The organism is Nitratireductor soli (assembly GCF_001050155.1).
GTDB lineage: Bacteria > Pseudomonadota > Alphaproteobacteria > Rhizobiales > Rhizobiaceae > Nitratireductor > Nitratireductor soli.
In genome coordinates, this window is sequence record NZ_LFVY01000003.1 from 163,195 (window position 1) to 180,384 (window position 17,190).

A 17,190-nucleotide genomic window follows, 5' to 3' on the forward strand; every position below is an offset into this window, starting at 1 on the left:
ACACTTTCAATTCGTATGAAAACAGGAACCATCATGACACCTAAGGCGCTCGACGGCCTGACCGTCCTCGATTTCTCGCATCTTCTGCAAGGCCCCTTTGCCACACAGCTTCTCGCCGATCTCGGCGCGGACGTCATCAAGGTCGAACGTCCAGGTAGCGGCGATCTGTTCCGCTCGCTCACTTTTCGCAACAAATGGGTGGGCGGCACCGAAAGCCCGAACTTCCTGGCCTGGAACCGCAACAAGCGTTCGCTGGCGCTCAACCTGAAGTCGCCCGAAGCGCGGGCGATCGTCATGAAACTTGCCAAAACAGCCGACGTTGTGGTGCAGAATTTCCGGCCCGGCGTCATGAAACGGCTTGGCTACGGCTACGAAGACTTCCGTGTCGTCAACCCGCGCATCGTCTACTGTTCCGGTTCAGGGTACGGGGAAGACGGTCCCTATGTCGGGCGTCCCGGCCAGGACATGCTGATCCAAGGGCTCACCGGCATCATGGCCGCCACTGGCCAGGCCGACAATCCGCCCACACCGGTGGGCGCTGGCTTCTCCGACCAAGTGGGCGCCATGAACATGGTCTACGGCATCCTGTCGGCGCTGCTGTGGCGGGAACGTTCTGGCGAAGGCCAGGAAGTGAAGGTCAACCTGCTGGCCGGCATGCTCGCCCACCAAAACCAGGAAATGGTGATGGCGCTCAACTTCAACGAGGATTTCCAGCGCCCCAATTCGGGCATCGGCCATCCGGGCATGGACGCTCCTTTCGGCACCTATCCGACCACAGACGGCTGGATCACGGTCGCCATGAGTCCTTATGCACAGCTCGTCGGCGTTCTCGGCAATGACGCGCTCATGCGCTACAACGATCCCCAAACGCTGTTCGACAAGCGTGACGAGGTGTGGCGGGCTTTGGCGGCCGAGACCGGCAAATGGACGACGGCAGCGCTGATCGAGAAGCTGCTCGAAGCCGACATCTGGTGCGGCGAGGTGAAGTCGCACCTCCAGGCTGCCGACGATCCGCAGGTGCGCCATCTCGACATCATCAAATCCTACACCCATCCGAGCGCGGGTGAGGTCAAGGTTGTTGGACCGGCAATCGGCATGAGTGCGACACCGCCCTCGATCGAGCGCCCTGCCCCGCTGGTTGGTGAACACACGCGGGAAATTCTACTTAAATCTGGCTATTCGGAGCAGGAGATCGACGATTTGATCAGCGACAACATCGCCGGCGAACCCCCGGCTTCCTGAGCGTTTGCGGTGGGCTGGCCTCTCTCTTGTTGCTGGAGCACTTCGAGTGGCCTGCCGGCCCTGGATAATCTCCAGCTCTATGGTCTAATACTACAGTTGCATATTTGAGCGACATCTTCGATGACTGACGGCTGCGATGGCTTGATGATCGCGTCGCCATCGTGACCAAGCCCAGACGAACGGCGAATGTGTCGTTGCCGACGGGATGAGTTTGGCGATGAGGACATGGATCTCCGGCGTGGTCAGAAGCCTGGCGCGCGCAAGGGTCATGCCGCTGAGAGGACCTTTGGGCTCGTTTTGTCCCGTTTGCCAAACGCGCTGCGGCGCTGATCGGCAGAAAGCCTGGCGAGAAAGGCGCTTGCGGCCATGACCAGGCTCATGTGCCGGTGCCATCCGTGCCAGGAACGCGCTTCGCAATGGTCGAGGCCGAGATCGTCTTTGGCGCGCAGGAAGCATTCCTCGATCGTCCACCGAAGCCCGGCAGCGCCGGCAAGTTCGGCAAGGCTGGCGCCTTGCGGCGCGTAGGCGAAGAAGTAGGCGAGCGCCTCTGGCGCGCGCTGGCTTCGACGCACGAGCAGCCAGCGTTCGAAGCCTTCATCCTTGTCCCAGCCCAGCGGTGCCCGGGCCCAATCATACAGCCTTGGACCCTTTGAGCCCTCGCCGGCGGTGAGCGATGCCCACTGATCGTCCTCGAACACCTCCGCCATCGTCAAAGGATCGGTCTGGATCAGATTCCATTCCTCGAAAAAGCGAAGCGTGGGATTCGAGCGCACGGCGAGGACATAGGGCTGACCGCGCTTCTCCAGCATGCGCCGCAGTTGATAGTCCGAGCCGTAAAGCGCGTCCGCCAAAACCCAGGCGCAAGGCAATCCTGCGTCGAGCGTACGCGCGATCATCTCCCTGGCTATGGCCGGTTTAGTCGCGAAAGCCATCTCGTCCGGAACAGACGCCTTTCTGCACCTTTCCTCGTTCTCGGCCCAATCCTTCGGCAGGTAGAGCCGCCGGTCGACGAGAGCATGGCCGTAGCGGCTGGCATAGGCAGCGAACACGCCGATCTGGCAGTTCTCGATCCGTCCGACAGTCCCAGAATACTGGCGACCGACACCAACAGAGTGCCTGCCCTTCTTCAGGAACCCGGTCTCATCGATCACCAAAACTCCACCCTCGTCACCGAGCGCTTCCTTGACGTAGTCGCGCACGTGGTCTCGCAGATGGTCAGCAGACCACGAGCTTCGTCCCAGCAGCGACTGAATGCGATACGGCCGCTCAAGACCCGCTTCTTCCGCCAGCATCCACCCCGTCTTGCGCTCCGCCGAAGACAGCAATCCGTCGATAAATGCGCCCGCTGCCTCCCGCGTTTCCGATCGACCCAGCGCTGGAGCAACAAACCGCTTCAGCCGTGCAAGCTCCGCCTTCCAATCAATCAGCGTTCCAGTCCATCCGGCCGCCGCCATCGCTCATCCTCCCAGTCGCTAATCGCAACGGAATGACATGAACGGGAAATATGCAACTGTAGTACTAGATGGCGGATATGGGAATGTTGGTGCTTTTGCTACATAAGCCGGAAGGATCTGATACGGGCTTACCCGCTGAATGAATGATCGCAATCAGGCGGCGATATCCAGCATTCAAACCATCCGTGATGGGGCGCGAAGCCACCCTTCGTGAGATGACAGGCTGCATCTGCATGTTTCCCCGAGCCGCGCCTATAGTGTTTTGCAGTCAGGTGGATCCACCTGACGTCCGCACAAATGCGGAAAACAAAGAGCTAGAGCATCCGCCGTCCGTCCGGATGGACGCACGGCGGATGCTCTATCGGCCCAGCGCTTCGATCTCGCGCAACAATGCCTCGTCGCAAGGCACGCCTTCGGACAGCAGCTTTGCCTTGAGCGATTGCCGACGGCGGCCCGGCAGTCGCGCGCCATCCATCCCCTCGATCGCTTCGGCCAGAACCGCGAAACGGTTCATGGCCCCATTGCCGAAGGCAGCGGGATCGATGGCGATGATCAGTTGACCCGTTCCGGGGGCGGCGCCTTCGCCGTCGAAGAAGGAGGTGGCCTCGTAGCCGTAGTTGGCGCCGGTCAGCCCGGCGCAGAGCAGCTCGACCATGATGGCGAGCGCAGTTCCCTTTGCGTCGCCCATCGGCACCATGGTGCCTTTCAGCGCTTCCTCCGCGCTCGTGGTCGGGTTGCCGTCGGTATCGAGTGCCCAGCCTTCCGGAATGTCTTTGCCCTGCTGCTTGGCCGCCATGATCTTGCCGCGTGCGACCTTAGAGAGGGAGATGTCAACGACCACCGGGTCGGCACCCTCGAGCGGTGCGGCGAACGCGATCGGGTCGGTTCCGAACAGGGCACGCTTGCCGCCCCACGGCGCCATCGCGCCGGGTGCGTTGGCGAACAGAAGACCGATCAATCCATCCCGTGCGAGCTGCTCGACGACGAGACCCGCCACGCCGCAATGATGCGAGCGATGGATGCCGGCGATGGCGATGCCATTCTGCCGGGCGGATGCGGGCAACCATGCAAGCGCCAGCTCGAGCGCGGGATAGGCGAAACCGTGGGCGGCGTCGACCAGGAGCGCGGCAGGCCGCGTCTGCTCGGAACGCGGAACGGCCATGCCGTCCACCTTTCCCGAAAGAGCCTGCGCGCAATAGGAAGGCATGCGGCGAAGCCCGTGGCCGGCCTGACCCGCCAGCTCCGCGCCCACGAGCGCGCGCGCCACCGCGTCCGCGTTCTCCCTGCTCGTCCGGCAGCGCGTCAGCGTGCCGGTCACAAGCGCCGCGATCTCTTCGGCGGATAGAAGCCTCGTCATCATTTCCCCCGCAGGTGCTTGAGAACGGTTTCGGCCGTGACACGGCTGACCCGTACGTTCGATTCCGCCGTAACGCCGGCAATATGCGGCGTCAGCACCAGATTGCGAATTCCCTCGAACTTCCTGCCGACCGTTGCCGAAAGGGGTTCCTCCTCGAACACGTCGAGCGCGGCGCCAGCAAGCCGTCCCGCCCTTAGGGCGTCGCACAACGCGACTTCGTCCACCACGCCGCCGCGGGCCGCATTGATCAGGATGCCGCCCGGTTTCATGGCTGCGAGAAGCGCCGCGTCGACCATGTGCCGCGTCTCGGCGGTCAGCGGCGTGTGCAGGCTCACCACATCGGCCTCGCCGACAAGGGCTTCGAGCGAGCGTCTGCCCACCGCCTGCCAGGCCGGATGGTCCGCCGGCAGGAACGGATCGTAGGCGATGACCGACATCCCGAGCGCCTGTGCGCGCGTCGCCACTTCACGCGCGATTGCCCCAAAACCGACGAGGCCCATCACCTTGCCTGAAAGCTCGCGTCCGATCAGCACCGAACGCGGCCATTCGCCGGCGGTCACCTGACCGCCGTAGAGATAGGCGTCGCGCAGGAGGTTGAACGCGTTCGAAATCACATATTCGGCGACTGCCAGGTCGTTGGCGCCCGTAGCCGGATAGACCGCGATGCCCCGCTCGCTGCAGGCGTCAACGTCGATATTGTCCAGCCCGACGCCGAGACGCCCGACGCATTCCAGCTTGACGGCGGCCCCGAGGAGCGCGTCCCGCACCTGGGTGCGATTGCGCACGACCAGCGCCCGCGCCGAAGGGACCATCTCGCGGAGCGCCTCGGGGCGATCCACCAGAGCCGGATCGTAATGCGTGTCGAATTCCGCGCGCAGCGTGTCGACCGCAGCTTCGTCCATGAATTCCGTGATGATGATGTCCGTCATGATCGTCCAGTTCAGAAGAGAATGCCGCGCGGCATCGGTATGTTGAGAATGCTGTTCATCAGGTGGTAGAAGCAGACCACGAGCGCGAGGACCGCACCAAGCTGAATGGCGAGGCGTCCGGGGGAAACCCGTTCGAAAAGGCCCGTGAACATCAGTATGATGCAGGCGGCAAGGCTGGTGACGAACATGCCGATGACGGGAAACAGAAGCGCCCAGCCGATCATCGTCACGAGCAGGACGATGCGGCGCCCGAGCCCTTCGGCCTGCTCCCGGACCGTGCTGCCGTTTTCCACGGCCTCGCCGCGGTATCCGCGCAAGGCGGCAAAAATGTAGAAGGCGGCAAGCAGCGCAAGCGCCGCGCCCACCGTGCGTGGGAACATCGCCGCCATCGGCGTCATCTCGAAGCTCATGGCGAAAACGGTGGCGCCGACGAAGAAGAAAAAGGTCGAACCGACGATCCCGACGATATCCCTGTCCGCATTCATGGCCGTGCCTCCTTTCCGTTCTGGGACTTTCCGCGCAGCAGCCTCAGGAGAGGCAGGCCGAGCGTGATGACGATCAGCGCCACGATGGCCCAGCTGATCGGGCGGTCGAACAGGAGCTGCCCGCCGAAATTGCCCCGGGCGCCGCCGATCATGTAGGCGCGGATGAACCCCTGTTCGGCGATCTGGCCAAGAACGAGACCGAGAACGATGGGTGAAGGTCCGAAGCCGCCGATGCTGAGCAGCCATCCAAGGACGCCCATCAGGACCATGACCACGACATCGTGCGGATTGGAGTGGATCGCAAAGCTGCCCACCACCGTCATGAAGGCGATCAGCGGAACCAGCAGCGATTTCGGCGTGTTGACGATGAAGCGATAGGCATATCGCCCGATGAGCAATCCGACCGGCAGCATCATCAGCGTCGCGATCAGCAGGCCGAACATGAAGATGTAGACGATGCCGCTCTGCTGCGTGAAAAGCTCGGGTCCGGTGCGGATGCCCTGAACGAGGAGCGCGCCGAGGATGACCGCGTCCGGCGGGGTGCCGGGAATGCCGAGCACCAGCGTCGGGATGAAGCCGCCGCCGACGGTCGCGTTGTTGGCGCTTTCGGTGGCCAGCAGGCCGGCCGGTTCGCCCTTGCCGAAGCGCTCGGGATGCCGGCTCGAGCGCCGCGCCTCCGAATAGGAAACGAGCGATGCGATGGAACCCCCCGCCCCCGGCAGAATGCCGATCAGCGTGCCGATAACCGAGGACCTGAAAAGATTGACCGCGTTCTTCGCGCAAAGACCGAGCGCCTCGAAGAAGCGGAAGCCCCGTCCGAGCGGCGCCGGCTCGAGATGCCGGTCGGGCCGCGCTACGAGATCGATCAGGACGGGTATGCAATACAGCCCGATCAGGGCGGAAACGATGTCGATGCCGCCAAGCAGCGCCGACGAGCCGAATGTGAAGCGCACATCACCGCCGACCACCGCGACGCCGATCATGGACAGGATGAGGCCGAAGGCGCCACCGATCAGCCCCTTGATCACATTGCCCGTGGAGAGACTGGCGATCAGCGTCAGGCCGAGAATGGCCAGCCAGAAATACTCGCTGGACTGGAACGCCAGCGCAATGTTGGCCAGCAGCGGCGAAAGCGTCATCAGCGCGATGGCGCCTATCACGCCCCCGACCACGCTGGCCAGCGTGGCAAGCGTCATCGCCAGATCGCCATCTCCGCGCTTTGCCATCGGAAAGCCGTCAAAGGTGGTCGCGATGGCCGAGGGCGTTCCCGGCGTGTTGACGAGAATGGCGGCATAGGCGCCACCGTAGATGGCGCCGGTGTAGATCGCGCCCAGCATGATGAGGCCGGAAGCCGGGTCCATCGCGAATGTGAACGGCACAAGCACGGCTATGGCCATTGTCGCGGAAAGTCCCGGCAAGGCGCCGATTACCGTGCCGAGAACGACCCCAAGCAGAGCCAGCAACAGGTTGAACGGGCTGAGGGCCTGGGCGAGAACGGAACCGAGATCGAAAGCCAACGACAGCTCCCTGCTATGAACGGAGGACAGGCAGCCGGCGGCGCGAGACACCGCCGGCGCAATGCGCGATTACTTCAGCGAACCCAACTGGCGGGCCACCTCCTCGTAGATCTTCTGCCGCTCGCTCATGAAGGCTTCCATCCCGTCATAGGGGATGTTCAGCATGGCGAATCCGGCCTGTTCCATCTCCTTGATGAATTCGGGATCGGCATTGATCTTGCCAATGATATCGGACAGCTGCCGACGCACCTCCTCAGGCGTGGATTTCGGCACGGCAATGCCGCGATAGGCGCCGCCCACCATGTCGATCCCGAGTTCCTTGAAGGTCGGAACGTCGGGGAAGAGCGGATGCCGTTCATCCTGCGCGACGGCCAGCATGCGCACCTTGTCTCCCTGGCCGGCGGCCACGGTGGTGTATCCCCACAGGAGCTCCACCTCGCCGCCAAGCAGCGCCGGGATCGTCGCACCCGTGCCCGTGTAGGGGATATAGGTCATCTGCGCGCCGGTCATGTTCGAAAAGATCTGATTGGCGATGTGGTTCGCGGTGTTGGTCGCGGTGCCACCAACCGTCAGCGCGCCCGGGGTTTCCTTCGCCGCGTCGATCACCTGCTGGACTGTCTCGAACTTGCTGTCGGCGCGGACAAGAAGCGCATCCGGCGTGAAGTGGAACATGTAGATGTTCGTCAGATCGGCCGTCTCGTATCCCGGTTTCTGCAGAAGCGGCTGCAGGATGATGTGCGGCAGGTTGGTGCCCATGATCGTGTAGCCGTCGCCCGGCTGGCTGTTCAGCACGGACCAGGCCTGCGCGCCGCCGGCGCCCGCCTGATACTGGATGATCAGATCCTCACCGGTGATCTTGTTGAAATAGGGTTGCTGCAGGCGGGCGGAAATGTCGCTTTCACCGCCTGCGTTGAACGGAATGATGTAGTTGACGGGCTTGTCCGGAAACGCCAATGCGCTGCCGGTTGCCCAAAGGACCGTGGCCACGGTCACCAGTACGCCAAGTTTCTTCAGCATTGTCATCCTCCCATGATTTCCTGAAGCGCATCTCCATCGCCTGCTCGTCAAGCGATGGAGAAATGGCAAGGCCCCGCAGTCCGCGGGGCCTCGGTTGAATCAGGCACTGCGGTAGAGTTTGGTCATCACGAACTCGCGGTGACCAAGCGCCTCGGCGGCAGTGTTCCGCCCGTTGGATGTGCGCACGATCATGTCGATGAGGGCATCCCCGGCATCGTCGATCGTCATCTCGCGGCGCAGGATCCCCGAAACATCGAGATCTACATGCTCGCCCATGGTGCGCACGGTGCGCGGGTTGGCGGTGATCTTGATGACCGGCACGATCGGATTGCCGATCACGTTGCCCTGGCCTGTCGGGAAGGTGTGCACCACATAGCCGCTCGCGGCCATCAGCGTCACGCATTCGGCAGCGGCCGAGGACGTGTCCATGAAATAGAGGCCCTTGCCCGACTGCGGCGCCTCCGCAGGCTCGAGAATATCGACGTACCGCGAGGTCCGCCCGATCTTCTCCAGGTTGCCGAGCGCCTTCTCCTCGATGGTGGTCAGGCCGCCCTCGATATTGCCCTTGGTCGGCTGGGATTCGGAAAGATCGTCGGTCTGGTTGGCGAAGATGACGTCGTCCTGATAGGCCTTCCACATCTTGTACCAGCGCTCGCCGACCTCGTCATTGACCGCCCGAGACTTGCAGATGTGCTCTGCGCCGGTGATCTCCGACGTTTCGCCGAAACATCCATAGATGCCTTCGGGCAGGAGCTTGTCATACATGTTGCCGACGGTCGGACAGGAGCCGAGGCCGGTGGTCGTGTCGCTTTCGCCGCATTTGGTGGAAACCCACAGCTCCGAGATCGAGCACTCCTCGCGCTGCAGCTCGGAAGCATAGTGGACGAAATCCTTCGCCTTGCGCGAAGCGTCCATGATTGTCTTGAGGTCACCGTTCTGCTCGATCGAGAAGCCCGCCACCGGCTTGCCGGTCTCGGCGATGCCGTCGACGATCCTCTTGGTCCATCCCGGCTCGATGCCGATGACGATCACCGCGGCGACATTGGGATTGGCGCCGGTTCCGATCATGGTGCGGAAATGCAGGTCCAGGTCGGCGCCGAACTGCAGGCGTCCATAGGCATGCGGCAGTGCCAGCGTGCCCTTGATGTTGTTGGCGACCGCCTCGCAGGCCGCGTTCGAGATGTCGTCCACGGGCAGGATCACCACGTGATTGCGTACGCCCACGCGGCCGTTGTCGCGCCGGTAGCCCCTGACGGTGAGATTTGCGTATTTCGATGCCATTGCTTTTGCTCCCCGGCCTACCAGCGCTTGGTCTTCAGATTGTGGACATGGACATGGCCGCCCTTCTTCGCGTCGGCGACGAATTTTCCGATGTCCTCGCCATATTTGATCGCGGTCTCGCCGGAGCCGATGTCGCATAGCGCCACCTTATGGCCGATCGGCACGTCGTCATGCACCTCAAGCTCGAAGCTCGAATTGTCGTGCGTCACGACACAGAGCATCTTCGTGCCGGCTTTCAGGTTTTCGACAACGACAACGCCGACATTGTCCTTCTTTTCATGAACCAACAGGTGGGGAACCGTCACGAATGATCTCCTCTCAAACGGTGTCTGGAGCAAGACTTATGTCTTATATAAGATATAAGCTAGAAGAGAATGGATTTGTCAAGCAGGGTGCGGTAAACCGGATTCACCGGTATGGAAGCGGCAGCTGTGCCGCACCGCGCATGGGAAACGACATGGAATACAAACCACTCTACATGCATATACGGGATCATCTGGTGCGCCGCCTTGTGGATGGGAGCTGGTCGCCGGGAATGCTGATCCCCAGCGAGATGGAATTGGCGCGCCAGCTCGAAGTCAGCCAGGGCACGGTGCGCAAGGCGCTGGACACGATGACGGCCGACAATCTCCTCATCCGGCGTCAGGGCAAGGGCACCTTTGTTGCGGAACCCGAGGACGCACGTATCCTGTTCCAGTTTTTCCGGCTCGTACCGGACGGCGGGCAGGCTGTCTTTCCTCGATCGCAGGTGCTGTCGCGCGAAGAAGCGACTGCCGGCCACGAAGAGGCACGCGCGCTTGATATCCTGGAGCAAAGCCCGGTGTGGCGCATCGAGCGGTTGCGACACCTCGCGGACGCCCGCGCACTAATAGAAACCATTGTCCTACCGACGGAGCGGTTTCCGGATTTTCCCGAGATGACCGAGATTCCCAACAACATCTACCAGATGTTCTCGGTTCGATGGCGCATCACAATCGCCCAGGCTGAGGAGAGCATCAAAGCCATAGCCGCGAATGCGACCGACGCCACACATTTGGCGTGCGCAGTCGGCACACCGCTTCTGCGTATCCATCGGGTCGCGAGAGATCTGGAAGGCAGGCCGGTCGAACTGCGCCTTTCGCGCTGCTTAACCGAGAGCATTCAATACTCTGTCAACTTGCGCTGACCAGCTCCACCCGACGCGTCCGATACGCTCTCGCCGGGTAGAAGATGGTGCGCACCGCCGACGCGCGCGGGCGCAATTCCATCATCGACCAGGCGATATCGGGCATGTCGTCGGCGCTGTCGACGAATTGCTTCACCGACACGCTGCATGTCGCCAAGCAGATGATCCTCGCCGGGCGTTGGTTGGGGTTCTACACCAAGATCGGCTCGAGCGCTGGCCGCGCGGGCGGCAGATCGAAGGGAATGAAGGCGTCAACCTTCTCGCTGCCGGCGGTCACGCTTTCGTATCGACCCGTGGTACGCTTCGGCATCTGTTTTCCGTTTACCCGGGAACGATCTCGTTGGTGTGGGGAGCACAAGGCACGACAGCGTTCCCTGCCGACTCCACTGGGAACAGAATCTTACCAACGGCGGCCACTAGTCAGGGAATCGTTCCTAACGCCCTCCCTTGGATACATTCCCGTTCCTTCGACCGGAGCGACCTCGATGTTCCTTCATGCACCCTGAGAGCCGGTGATGGCATGCTTTGCGGCCGAGGGCGGACCTGTCGTTCTATTAGCGGCGGGATAGGCGCCGCATCGTCCCTGCGAGGAAATGACCCGAGGGTCCGGCAGCAAGGCGCACCGCGCCGGCCGTTACCATTCGGTGTTCCCCGCTTCGCGACACAGCATGCCCTACCGTATCACAATTGGAGATGTCACCTGCCGTGCTCGCCAGACGGTCTGGCAGTCACGCATTCGCGTCGGCAAAGGGACAATTCCAGATAGTCCGGCTTCAACGATCAAGGATCAAAAAACTGCCGTTGAGCACATACTGACCACGGCGATAGGTTCTGCCCCATGAGAGGCGGACCGGCAACGTATCCCGGGTTCAAAACGGTCATCCGCGATGAACCGGGTGACCGTTTCGATATCAGATTTCGGTTCGTTCGGCTAAGGGCAAAGCATCCTCTGCATCGACACCAAGATACCGCACGGTGTTCTCGATCTTGGAATGGCCAAGCAGGATCTGGATGGCGCGCAGATTTCCCGCCGCCTTGTAGATCATCAATACCTTTGTGCGACGAAGCGAACGAATGCCGGGACTGAACACTTAGCGCGAGTGCAAACGCCCCAATATCCGCCGGGCACGGGTGCGGATGGGGTCATCCACCATTTCACCACCGATCTTGACGGCTCCATCGCTGCTCTCGAGTACACGCCGCGCCCAGTCGATCGTCTTTTCGTCCGGCAGGAACCCGCTCTTGATCGGGCCCACCTGTCTTGGATGAATGCACAGCTTGCCGCCAAAGCCGAGGCTAGCTGCGTAACGTGCGTCGTCGGCTATCAGGTTTTCGTCGTCCGTCGCAGTCGTCACGCCATCGAGGGGTGGGACGATGGAGGCAAGGCGCGATGCCAGCACCAGCTCCGAGCGCGCCGAAAGAAACGCATCGTGTGTGTGCGCACTGCCAAGGTCTACGGAGTAGTCGATCGAACCGAATGCCAGGCGAACCACCGCTGGAATCGCGGCAATCTGCCGTGCCTCTGCAAGGCCGCGCGCGGTCTCAACCAGACCAATGATCGGCAGAGAGGTTACCTGCGCGCAGCCGATCGCACTGTCCAGTTCCGCCTTTGGCAGCATGATCGCGGCCGCGCCGATGTGTTCCGCCGCAGCAATATCCGTCTCATGCCACCGTGTCCCTGCAGCGTTGATGCGAACGATGACCGGAAGGTTCGTAAAGTCGGCACGCAGTGTCTCGCGCGCGGCGTCCTTTTTGGATGCGGCAACAGCGTCTTCAAGGTCGAGAATGATCGCGTCCGACCCGGACGCCGCAGCTTTTTCGAAACGCTCCGGCCGGTTCCCCGGAACGAAAAGCGGGCAAACAAACCCAAGAGAAGTTGTCATTTGAACATGGCTTTCGAAGACATCCACATCGTCAAATGCACCATCACGGACCGTGAAGGCCTTGCCGGCACCCGTAGGTCAGGTGCCGGCGCAAATGTGGGCAGCGCCCTAGGGTCAGGACCTATTGATCTTGCTGGATTGGCGAACGATGGACACAGAAATGCAAGGAGAGACACGCAGGGCGGGCTTAAGCCCGGCCAAGCGGCTCGACGCGGCAGTTCAAAGTCCATCGTCCGTCCCTTCGGGATATGGCCAATTTGCCTGGAGAGAGCGTTGCAAGCCTTTGAAAACCGGATGGTTTCCTGCAGGCTTGCGCCTCCTCTCCAGGCAAATTGACTCATACCAATCCAGCAAGATCAACAGGTCCTGACCCTAGTTCTCGAACCAGACATCCCAAAGACGGAGGGTTTCCCACCCGGTCAGGTTCTTCACCTTGCTCGATGCGATGATCTTCATGCCGCGGTTGCCTGATGGAACAAGGTAAACCTGATCGGCGACACGGGCTTCCACATCAATCCAGGCCTTCTTGCGATCTTCCAGATCAGGCGAACCGACAACGCGGGAATAAGCTTCATCAAGGATCGCGTCTTCTTTCACCTGCGCGTAGTTCTTGAACACAGTGAAATAGGTGAGCGGCCCCTGTGCCGTGGAACTGGAGATCGTGATGTTCCAGCCACCTTCACCGTCCGTTCGGCGCGCGACATTGGTCGGCCAATCGACCATCTCGATTTCAACCGCCATGCCAAGCGCCATCAACTGCTGCTGCAGAACAAGAGCCGAGTTTTCCATGAATGGGTAATTGGCGTTGGTCATGATCTTGACCTCCTCGCCCTTGTACCCGGCTTCATTCAGCAGAGCTTTTGCCTTCTCCAGATTGCCCTGGTTGTACAGATCCTTGCCGACCTCCTTCGGGTGATAGGGGCTGGACGGAAAAAGGAAGGAATGGTCGAGCTGATAGAAGCCCTCCATCGCCACATCCAGCGTATCCTCCGCATTGATCGCGGACTGGATTGCACGGCGGACCAGAAGGTTGTTGGTCGGTGCGTTCCCGGTGTGCAGCACAGTGAACACTTTGGCGAACGGCATGACGTCGACGACCTGAATGTTCGGGTCGGCGCTCAGCCGTTCGCTTGCCTGTGCGGGGATGTTGTCGGCGACATGCATTTCTCCAGTCTGCACACCCGCTACACGTGCCGAGCCTTCGACGGCAACGCGGAATGTGATTGTGTCGAAATACGGGGTCCGCTTGCCCCCTGTGCCGATCGGGCCATCATAGTGCTCATCGGGAACGTAATCCTCGAAGCGGGCGAGCTTCACATGAGCATCCGCGACGTGCTCGACGAACTTGTACGGGCCAGTGCCGACGCCGGAGTTGGCCGCGGCTTCCGTCTCACGATCCTCTGCCGGGATCACCACCACGCGATATTGAAGCGCGGTGATCATCTCAAGGAAAAGCGGCTGTGCTTCCTTCAGAGTAATCACAAACGTATCGGGATCCGGCGCGGACAGTTGCGCGATGTTGTTCTGGACGCTTTTCCCGGGACTGATCCTCTTGTGTCGCTCGAACGACGCAAGGACGTCGCCAGAATCCATCACGTCGCCGTTGTGGAATTTGACGCCTTTGCGCAGTTTGAACGTGTAGGTCAGGCCATCGGGCGAAACTTCAAAGCTTTCGGCCAGTTGCGGCTGCGGGACCGTGTTCCCGTCAAAGACGGTCAGCGCTTCATAGATATGCGTGGCGACGTTCGAGTCGGCCTGAGCCGTGGTGACGTGATGGTCGGGCCGGTTCAGTCTTGTTCCCAGACCCACGACCAGATCGCCACCATGAACCTGCGCTGAAACATCGTGCATATCCGCAGTGACCAACCCGCACGCCAGAACGAGCGGGACCAGACCTTGCCATAGTCGTTTCATTCATTCCCCTCCTGTTTTTGAAGCGCTTTCGCGGCTTCCCCTCTCCATTTTCAGCTGCTTCGCTGTCTTGTCCGCGCTCACTCCAGCAGGTGGCATGCCGCCTGCTGACCGTTCGCCACATGGACGAGTTCCGGTCTTTCGATTGCGCAACGAGGCATCGCTTGCGGGCATCGCGTGTGGAACGGGCACCCGCCGGGCGGATTGATCGGGTTCGGCAATTCACCCGTCAGGACCTGGCGTCCCGCACCGCGCCTCGCGACAGAACCATGTCTGGGCACGGCGGAAAGCAATGCCTGCGTGTAGGGATGTGCTGGCCTGGCGTAGACCTTGTGTTTGTCACCAATCTCGACGATGCGGCCGAGATACATCACAGCGACCTCGTCCGAGATGTGTTTTACAACGCTGAGGTCATGGGCGACGAAGAGATAGGACAATCCCATCTCGCTCTGCAAACGCTTCAACAGATTGATGATCTGGGCTTGCACCGAAACGTCGAGGGCGGATACGGCTTCATCGCAAACGATGAAGCGCGGGTTGGTCGCCAGCGCGCGCGCGATACCCACCCGCTGCCTCTGCCCCCCTGAGAATTCATGTGGGAACCGTCGCGCATGGCTGGGCGAAAGACCGACGAGTTCCAGCAGTTCGGCCACCCTGTGTCGACATGCCGCCGCCTCACTCCCCCGCACGATCAAAGGCTCGGCGATGATGCTGTCCACCCGCGCCCGGGGATTGAGCGAGCTCATCGGATCCTGGAACACGAACTGAAGGTCGCGGCGGCGGCGGAAGAGATCTGATCCAGAGATGTTGGTGATGTCGGTGCCGTCCATCCAGATGGTGCCGTCACTTGCATTGATCAAGCGGACAAGCAGCCTGCCAACCGTCGATTTACCGCAACCGGACTCACCGACCAGTCCCAGTGTTTTGCCTGGCGAGACGGAGAAGCTGACCCGGTCGACGGCCTTCACCGCCCCGGTCTCGCGGCGAAACAGCGTCCCGCGCGTGATGGGGAAATGCTTGCTGAGATTGTCGACTCGGATCAGGTCCGGCGGTGCCACATTTTCAATCGACATCGGCCGTTTCCCTTTCGAGCAGCATGCATGCTGCTGCGTGATCTTCATGGAACGGCACCAGCCGCACAGGCCAGCTCGCACATCCGACTTGCTGCTCGCGACAACGCGGCAGGAAGCGACATCCCGAAGGCCATGCGCCGGGGGTGGGCGGCTGTCCCTCGATTGTGATCAGTTCCTCGACGTCCTCGTCCAGCGGCGGCACCGACCCGAGCAGCCCACGCGTATAGGGGTGCTGGGGGCGGGTGAAGAGATCGGCAACCGGGGCCTGCTCGACGATCCGCCCCGAATACATCACGAGGACGCGATCGGCATATTCCGCGACCAGGCCCAGATCGTGCGTGATCAGCACGAGCGCCATGCCCCGCTCACGCCTCAACTGATCGAGCAACTCGAGGATCTGGGCCTGGATCGTCACATCCAGCGCAGTCGTCGGCTCATCGGCAACCAGCAATTTGGGCCGGCAAACGATGGCCATGGCAATCATGACGCGCTGGCGCATTCCCCCTGACAACTGGTGCGGATAAGCGCGAGCCCGCTCCTCTGAAGCGGGGATGTTCACTTCCTTCAACACATCGATGGTACGCTGCCATGCTGCATCGCGGCTCATGGATTCATGCAGCAGTATGGTTTCAACGATCTGCTGCCCCACGGTCTGCACGGGGTTGAGCGCGCTCATCGGATCCTGAAAGATCATCCCGATCTCGTTTCCGCGCAGATGATGAAGATCCCTGGCCGGCATCGACAGGACGTTCCGGTTTTCGAACAGAACCTTTCCATGGGACGCGCGAACCGCGGGCTTGGGGAGCAACCCCATGAGCGAAAGCGCCGTCAAGCTTTTGCCGCAGCCCGACTCGCCGACAATGCCGACGAACTCTCCAGCGCGAACATCGAAGCTGATGTCCTCAACGAGGAGGTTTTGCCTGTAACGCGTCTCGGCAACGACCCGCAGCGCTTCAACTGAGAGCAATGGAGATGCCATCTTACATCTCCGTCGCAAGATGCGGGTCGAGGACGTCACGCAGTCCGTCGCCCAGCAAGTTGAAACCAAGGACGGCAAGCGTAATGGCAAGGCCTGGGAAAACGCTCATCCACCAGGCTTCGATGATATACTCCCGCCCCGCCGAGATAGCGTTTCCCCACGTTGGCGCCGGTGGCGGCAGTCCGACACCAAGGTAGGACAGCGTCGCTTCCGCCAGGACCGCATAAGCGAATACGAAGGTGAGTTGCACGACCATTGCCGAAAGACAGTTCGGCAGGATGTGCACCCGCAAGATGCGCGCCGTGCTCGAACCGGCAACCTGCGCAGCCTCTATGAACTGCTGTTCTCGCACGACAAGCGTGCTGCTTCGCACGATGCGTGCCGTGCGCGGAATATAGGAGATCGCCAGCGCAATCACGACATTGAACAGCGAAGGCCCGAGCGCCGCCGTGATGGCGATGGCAAGCAGCATGGCGGGGAATGCCATGAAGGCGTCCATGACGCGCATCATGATGTTGTCGAGGCTGCGCACATAGCCGGCAATCGCGCCGATCAACGCACCGCCAACCCCGGAGATGAGCACAACCATCAGCCCGACAAAGAGAGACATCTGCGAGCCGACGGCAACGCGGGTGAAGTTGTCCCGGCCGAAATTGTCCGTACCAAACCAGTTTTGGGCGGTCGGCGGGGACAGTCGGTTACGCAAATTCATCGCCGTCGCGTCATAGGGGCTCAGCCAGACGCCAAGCACCCCCATCACGACCAGCAGGACGACAATTGCCAGCCCAACCACGAAGGCCGGGCTTCGCAGAAACCGTTGGACGAGGAGTGCGCGTGGCGAGGGCATCGCGGCGCGGGTCATCTGTGTGTCGGTCAAAGATGCAGCCACATTCGCCA

The 17,190-nt window shown here is 61.5% G+C and carries 16 protein-coding genes and 1 pseudogene; 2 read left to right on the forward strand and 15 right to left on the reverse strand.

All coding sequences use genetic code 11. The annotated features are described in order from the left end of the window. Positions 1-33: 33 nt before the first annotated feature. Positions 34-1,242, forward strand: a complete 1,209-nt coding sequence (locus AB843_RS04855) for a CaiB/BaiF CoA transferase family protein (protein WP_048645826.1) — start codon at positions 34-36, stop codon at positions 1,240-1,242. A 266-nt stretch (positions 1,243-1,508) separates the two neighbouring features. Here AB843_RS04855 and AB843_RS04860 read toward each other — a convergent pair whose 3' ends face one another. The 8 genes from AB843_RS04860 to AB843_RS04895 all read right to left on the reverse strand — a co-directional run bounded on the left by AB843_RS04860 (position 1,509) and on the right by AB843_RS04895 (position 9,587). Beyond that, entirely contained in the window at positions 1,509-2,696 is a 1,188-nt protein-coding gene (locus AB843_RS04860) for an IS701 family transposase (RefSeq protein ID WP_048645664.1), read from the reverse strand. Between the two features lie 358 nt (positions 2,697-3,054). Continuing rightward, positions 3,055-4,053, reverse strand: a complete 999-nt coding sequence (locus tag AB843_RS04865) for an Ldh family oxidoreductase (RefSeq protein ID WP_048645827.1) — start codon at positions 4,051-4,053, stop codon at positions 3,055-3,057. Next, positions 4,053-4,982: a hydroxyacid dehydrogenase gene (locus AB843_RS04870; protein WP_048645665.1), complete on the reverse strand. Its 930-nt coding sequence runs from the start codon at positions 4,980-4,982 to the stop codon at positions 4,053-4,055. Before AB843_RS04870 ends, AB843_RS04865 begins: the two co-directional genes overlap by 1 nt. 11 nt (positions 4,983-4,993) lie before the next feature. After that, positions 4,994-5,467, reverse strand: a complete 474-nt coding sequence (locus AB843_RS25890) for a tripartite tricarboxylate transporter TctB family protein (protein ID WP_048645666.1) — start codon at positions 5,465-5,467, stop codon at positions 4,994-4,996. Continuing rightward, the gene (locus tag AB843_RS04880) at positions 5,464-6,984 is read right to left on the reverse strand and encodes a tripartite tricarboxylate transporter permease (protein WP_048645667.1); all 1,521 of its coding nucleotides are present in this window, start codon (positions 6,982-6,984) and stop codon (positions 5,464-5,466) included. Before AB843_RS04880 ends, AB843_RS25890 begins: the two co-directional genes overlap by 4 nt. Positions 6,985-7,053: 69 nt before the next feature. Beyond that, the gene (locus AB843_RS04885; protein WP_048645668.1) at positions 7,054-8,001 is read right to left on the reverse strand and encodes a tripartite tricarboxylate transporter substrate binding protein; all 948 of its coding nucleotides are present in this window, start codon (positions 7,999-8,001) and stop codon (positions 7,054-7,056) included. Positions 8,002-8,100: 99 nt separating this feature from the next. Continuing rightward, positions 8,101-9,282, reverse strand: coding sequence for a UxaA family hydrolase (locus AB843_RS04890; RefSeq protein ID WP_048645669.1), 1,182 nt, complete (start codon positions 9,280-9,282; stop codon positions 8,101-8,103). Positions 9,283-9,299: 17 nt separating this feature from the next. Beyond that, positions 9,300-9,587 (reverse strand): UxaA family hydrolase, encoded by a 288-nt coding sequence (locus AB843_RS04895; protein ID WP_048645670.1) that lies wholly within the window; start codon positions 9,585-9,587, stop codon positions 9,300-9,302. 152 nt (positions 9,588-9,739) lie between these two features. Between AB843_RS04895 and AB843_RS04900 the strand changes: the two genes are divergently transcribed. After that, the gene (locus AB843_RS04900; protein ID WP_087587041.1) at positions 9,740-10,447 is read left to right on the forward strand and encodes a GntR family transcriptional regulator; all 708 of its coding nucleotides are present in this window, start codon (positions 9,740-9,742) and stop codon (positions 10,445-10,447) included. Here the strand turns inward: AB843_RS04900 and AB843_RS25955 are convergent. The 7 genes and pseudogenes from AB843_RS25955 to AB843_RS04930 all read right to left on the reverse strand — a co-directional run bounded on the left by AB843_RS25955 (position 10,434) and on the right by AB843_RS04930 (position 17,155). After that, positions 10,434-10,604: a hypothetical protein gene (locus AB843_RS25955; protein WP_206412794.1), complete on the reverse strand. Its 171-nt coding sequence runs from the start codon at positions 10,602-10,604 to the stop codon at positions 10,434-10,436. The two genes, AB843_RS04900 and AB843_RS25955, sit on opposite strands and share 14 nt — an antisense overlap. A 754-nt stretch (positions 10,605-11,358) precedes the next feature. After that, positions 11,359-11,526: pseudogene (locus AB843_RS04905) on the reverse strand (integrase); the annotation flags it as partial. A gap of 12 nt (positions 11,527-11,538) precedes the next feature. Continuing rightward, entirely contained in the window at positions 11,539-12,330 is a 792-nt protein-coding gene (locus tag AB843_RS04910; protein ID WP_048645828.1) for an HpcH/HpaI aldolase/citrate lyase family protein, read from the reverse strand. Positions 12,331-12,702: 372 nt separating this feature from the next. Beyond that, positions 12,703-14,244, reverse strand: a complete 1,542-nt coding sequence (locus AB843_RS04915; protein ID WP_082143655.1) for an ABC transporter substrate-binding protein — start codon at positions 14,242-14,244, stop codon at positions 12,703-12,705. Between the two features lie 77 nt (positions 14,245-14,321). Beyond that, entirely contained in the window at positions 14,322-15,314 is a 993-nt protein-coding gene (locus tag AB843_RS04920; RefSeq protein ID WP_157384436.1) for an ABC transporter ATP-binding protein, read from the reverse strand. Continuing rightward, positions 15,304-16,293: an ABC transporter ATP-binding protein gene (locus tag AB843_RS04925; RefSeq protein ID WP_048645674.1), complete on the reverse strand. Its 990-nt coding sequence runs from the start codon at positions 16,291-16,293 to the stop codon at positions 15,304-15,306. Before AB843_RS04925 ends, AB843_RS04920 begins: the two co-directional genes overlap by 11 nt. 1 nt (position 16,294) lies before the next feature. After that, a complete protein-coding gene (locus tag AB843_RS04930; protein ID WP_087587042.1) occupies positions 16,295-17,155 on the reverse strand; it encodes an ABC transporter permease in 861 nt (286 codons plus the stop codon). Positions 17,156-17,190 lie beyond the last annotated feature (35 nt).

Excerpts from the sequence above, each read along its gene's own strand:
- AB843_RS04865 (WP_048645827.1), bottom strand. The coding sequence starts at position 4,053 with ATGACGAGGCTTCTATCCGCCGAAGAGATCGCGGCGCTTGTGACCGGC.
- AB843_RS04870 (WP_048645665.1), bottom strand. The coding sequence starts at position 4,982 with ATGACGGACATCATCATCACGGAATTCATGGACGAAGCTGCGGTCGAC.
- AB843_RS04900 (WP_087587041.1), top strand. The coding sequence starts at position 9,740 with ATGGAATACAAACCACTCTACATGCATATACGGGATCATCTGGTGCGC.
- AB843_RS04860 (WP_048645664.1), bottom strand. The coding sequence starts at position 2,696 with ATGGCGGCGGCCGGATGGACTGGAACGCTGATTGATTGGAAGGCGGAG.
- AB843_RS04915 (WP_082143655.1), bottom strand. The coding sequence starts at position 14,244 with ATGAAACGACTATGGCAAGGTCTGGTCCCGCTCGTTCTGGCGTGCGGG.
- AB843_RS04855 (WP_048645826.1), top strand. The coding sequence starts at position 34 with ATGACACCTAAGGCGCTCGACGGCCTGACCGTCCTCGATTTCTCGCAT.
- AB843_RS04920 (WP_157384436.1), bottom strand. The coding sequence starts at position 15,314 with ATGTCGATTGAAAATGTGGCACCGCCGGACCTGATCCGAGTCGACAAT.
- AB843_RS04930 (WP_087587042.1), bottom strand. The coding sequence starts at position 17,155 with ATGACCCGCGCCGCGATGCCCTCGCCACGCGCACTCCTCGTCCAACGG.
- AB843_RS04890 (WP_048645669.1), bottom strand. The coding sequence starts at position 9,282 with ATGGCATCGAAATACGCAAATCTCACCGTCAGGGGCTACCGGCGCGAC.
- AB843_RS04885 (WP_048645668.1), bottom strand. The coding sequence starts at position 8,001 with ATGCTGAAGAAACTTGGCGTACTGGTGACCGTGGCCACGGTCCTTTGG.
- AB843_RS25890 (WP_048645666.1), bottom strand. The coding sequence starts at position 5,467 with ATGAATGCGGACAGGGATATCGTCGGGATCGTCGGTTCGACCTTTTTC.
- AB843_RS04925 (WP_048645674.1), bottom strand. The coding sequence starts at position 16,293 with ATGGCATCTCCATTGCTCTCAGTTGAAGCGCTGCGGGTCGTTGCCGAG.
- AB843_RS04910 (WP_048645828.1), bottom strand. The coding sequence starts at position 12,330 with ATGACAACTTCTCTTGGGTTTGTTTGCCCGCTTTTCGTTCCGGGGAAC.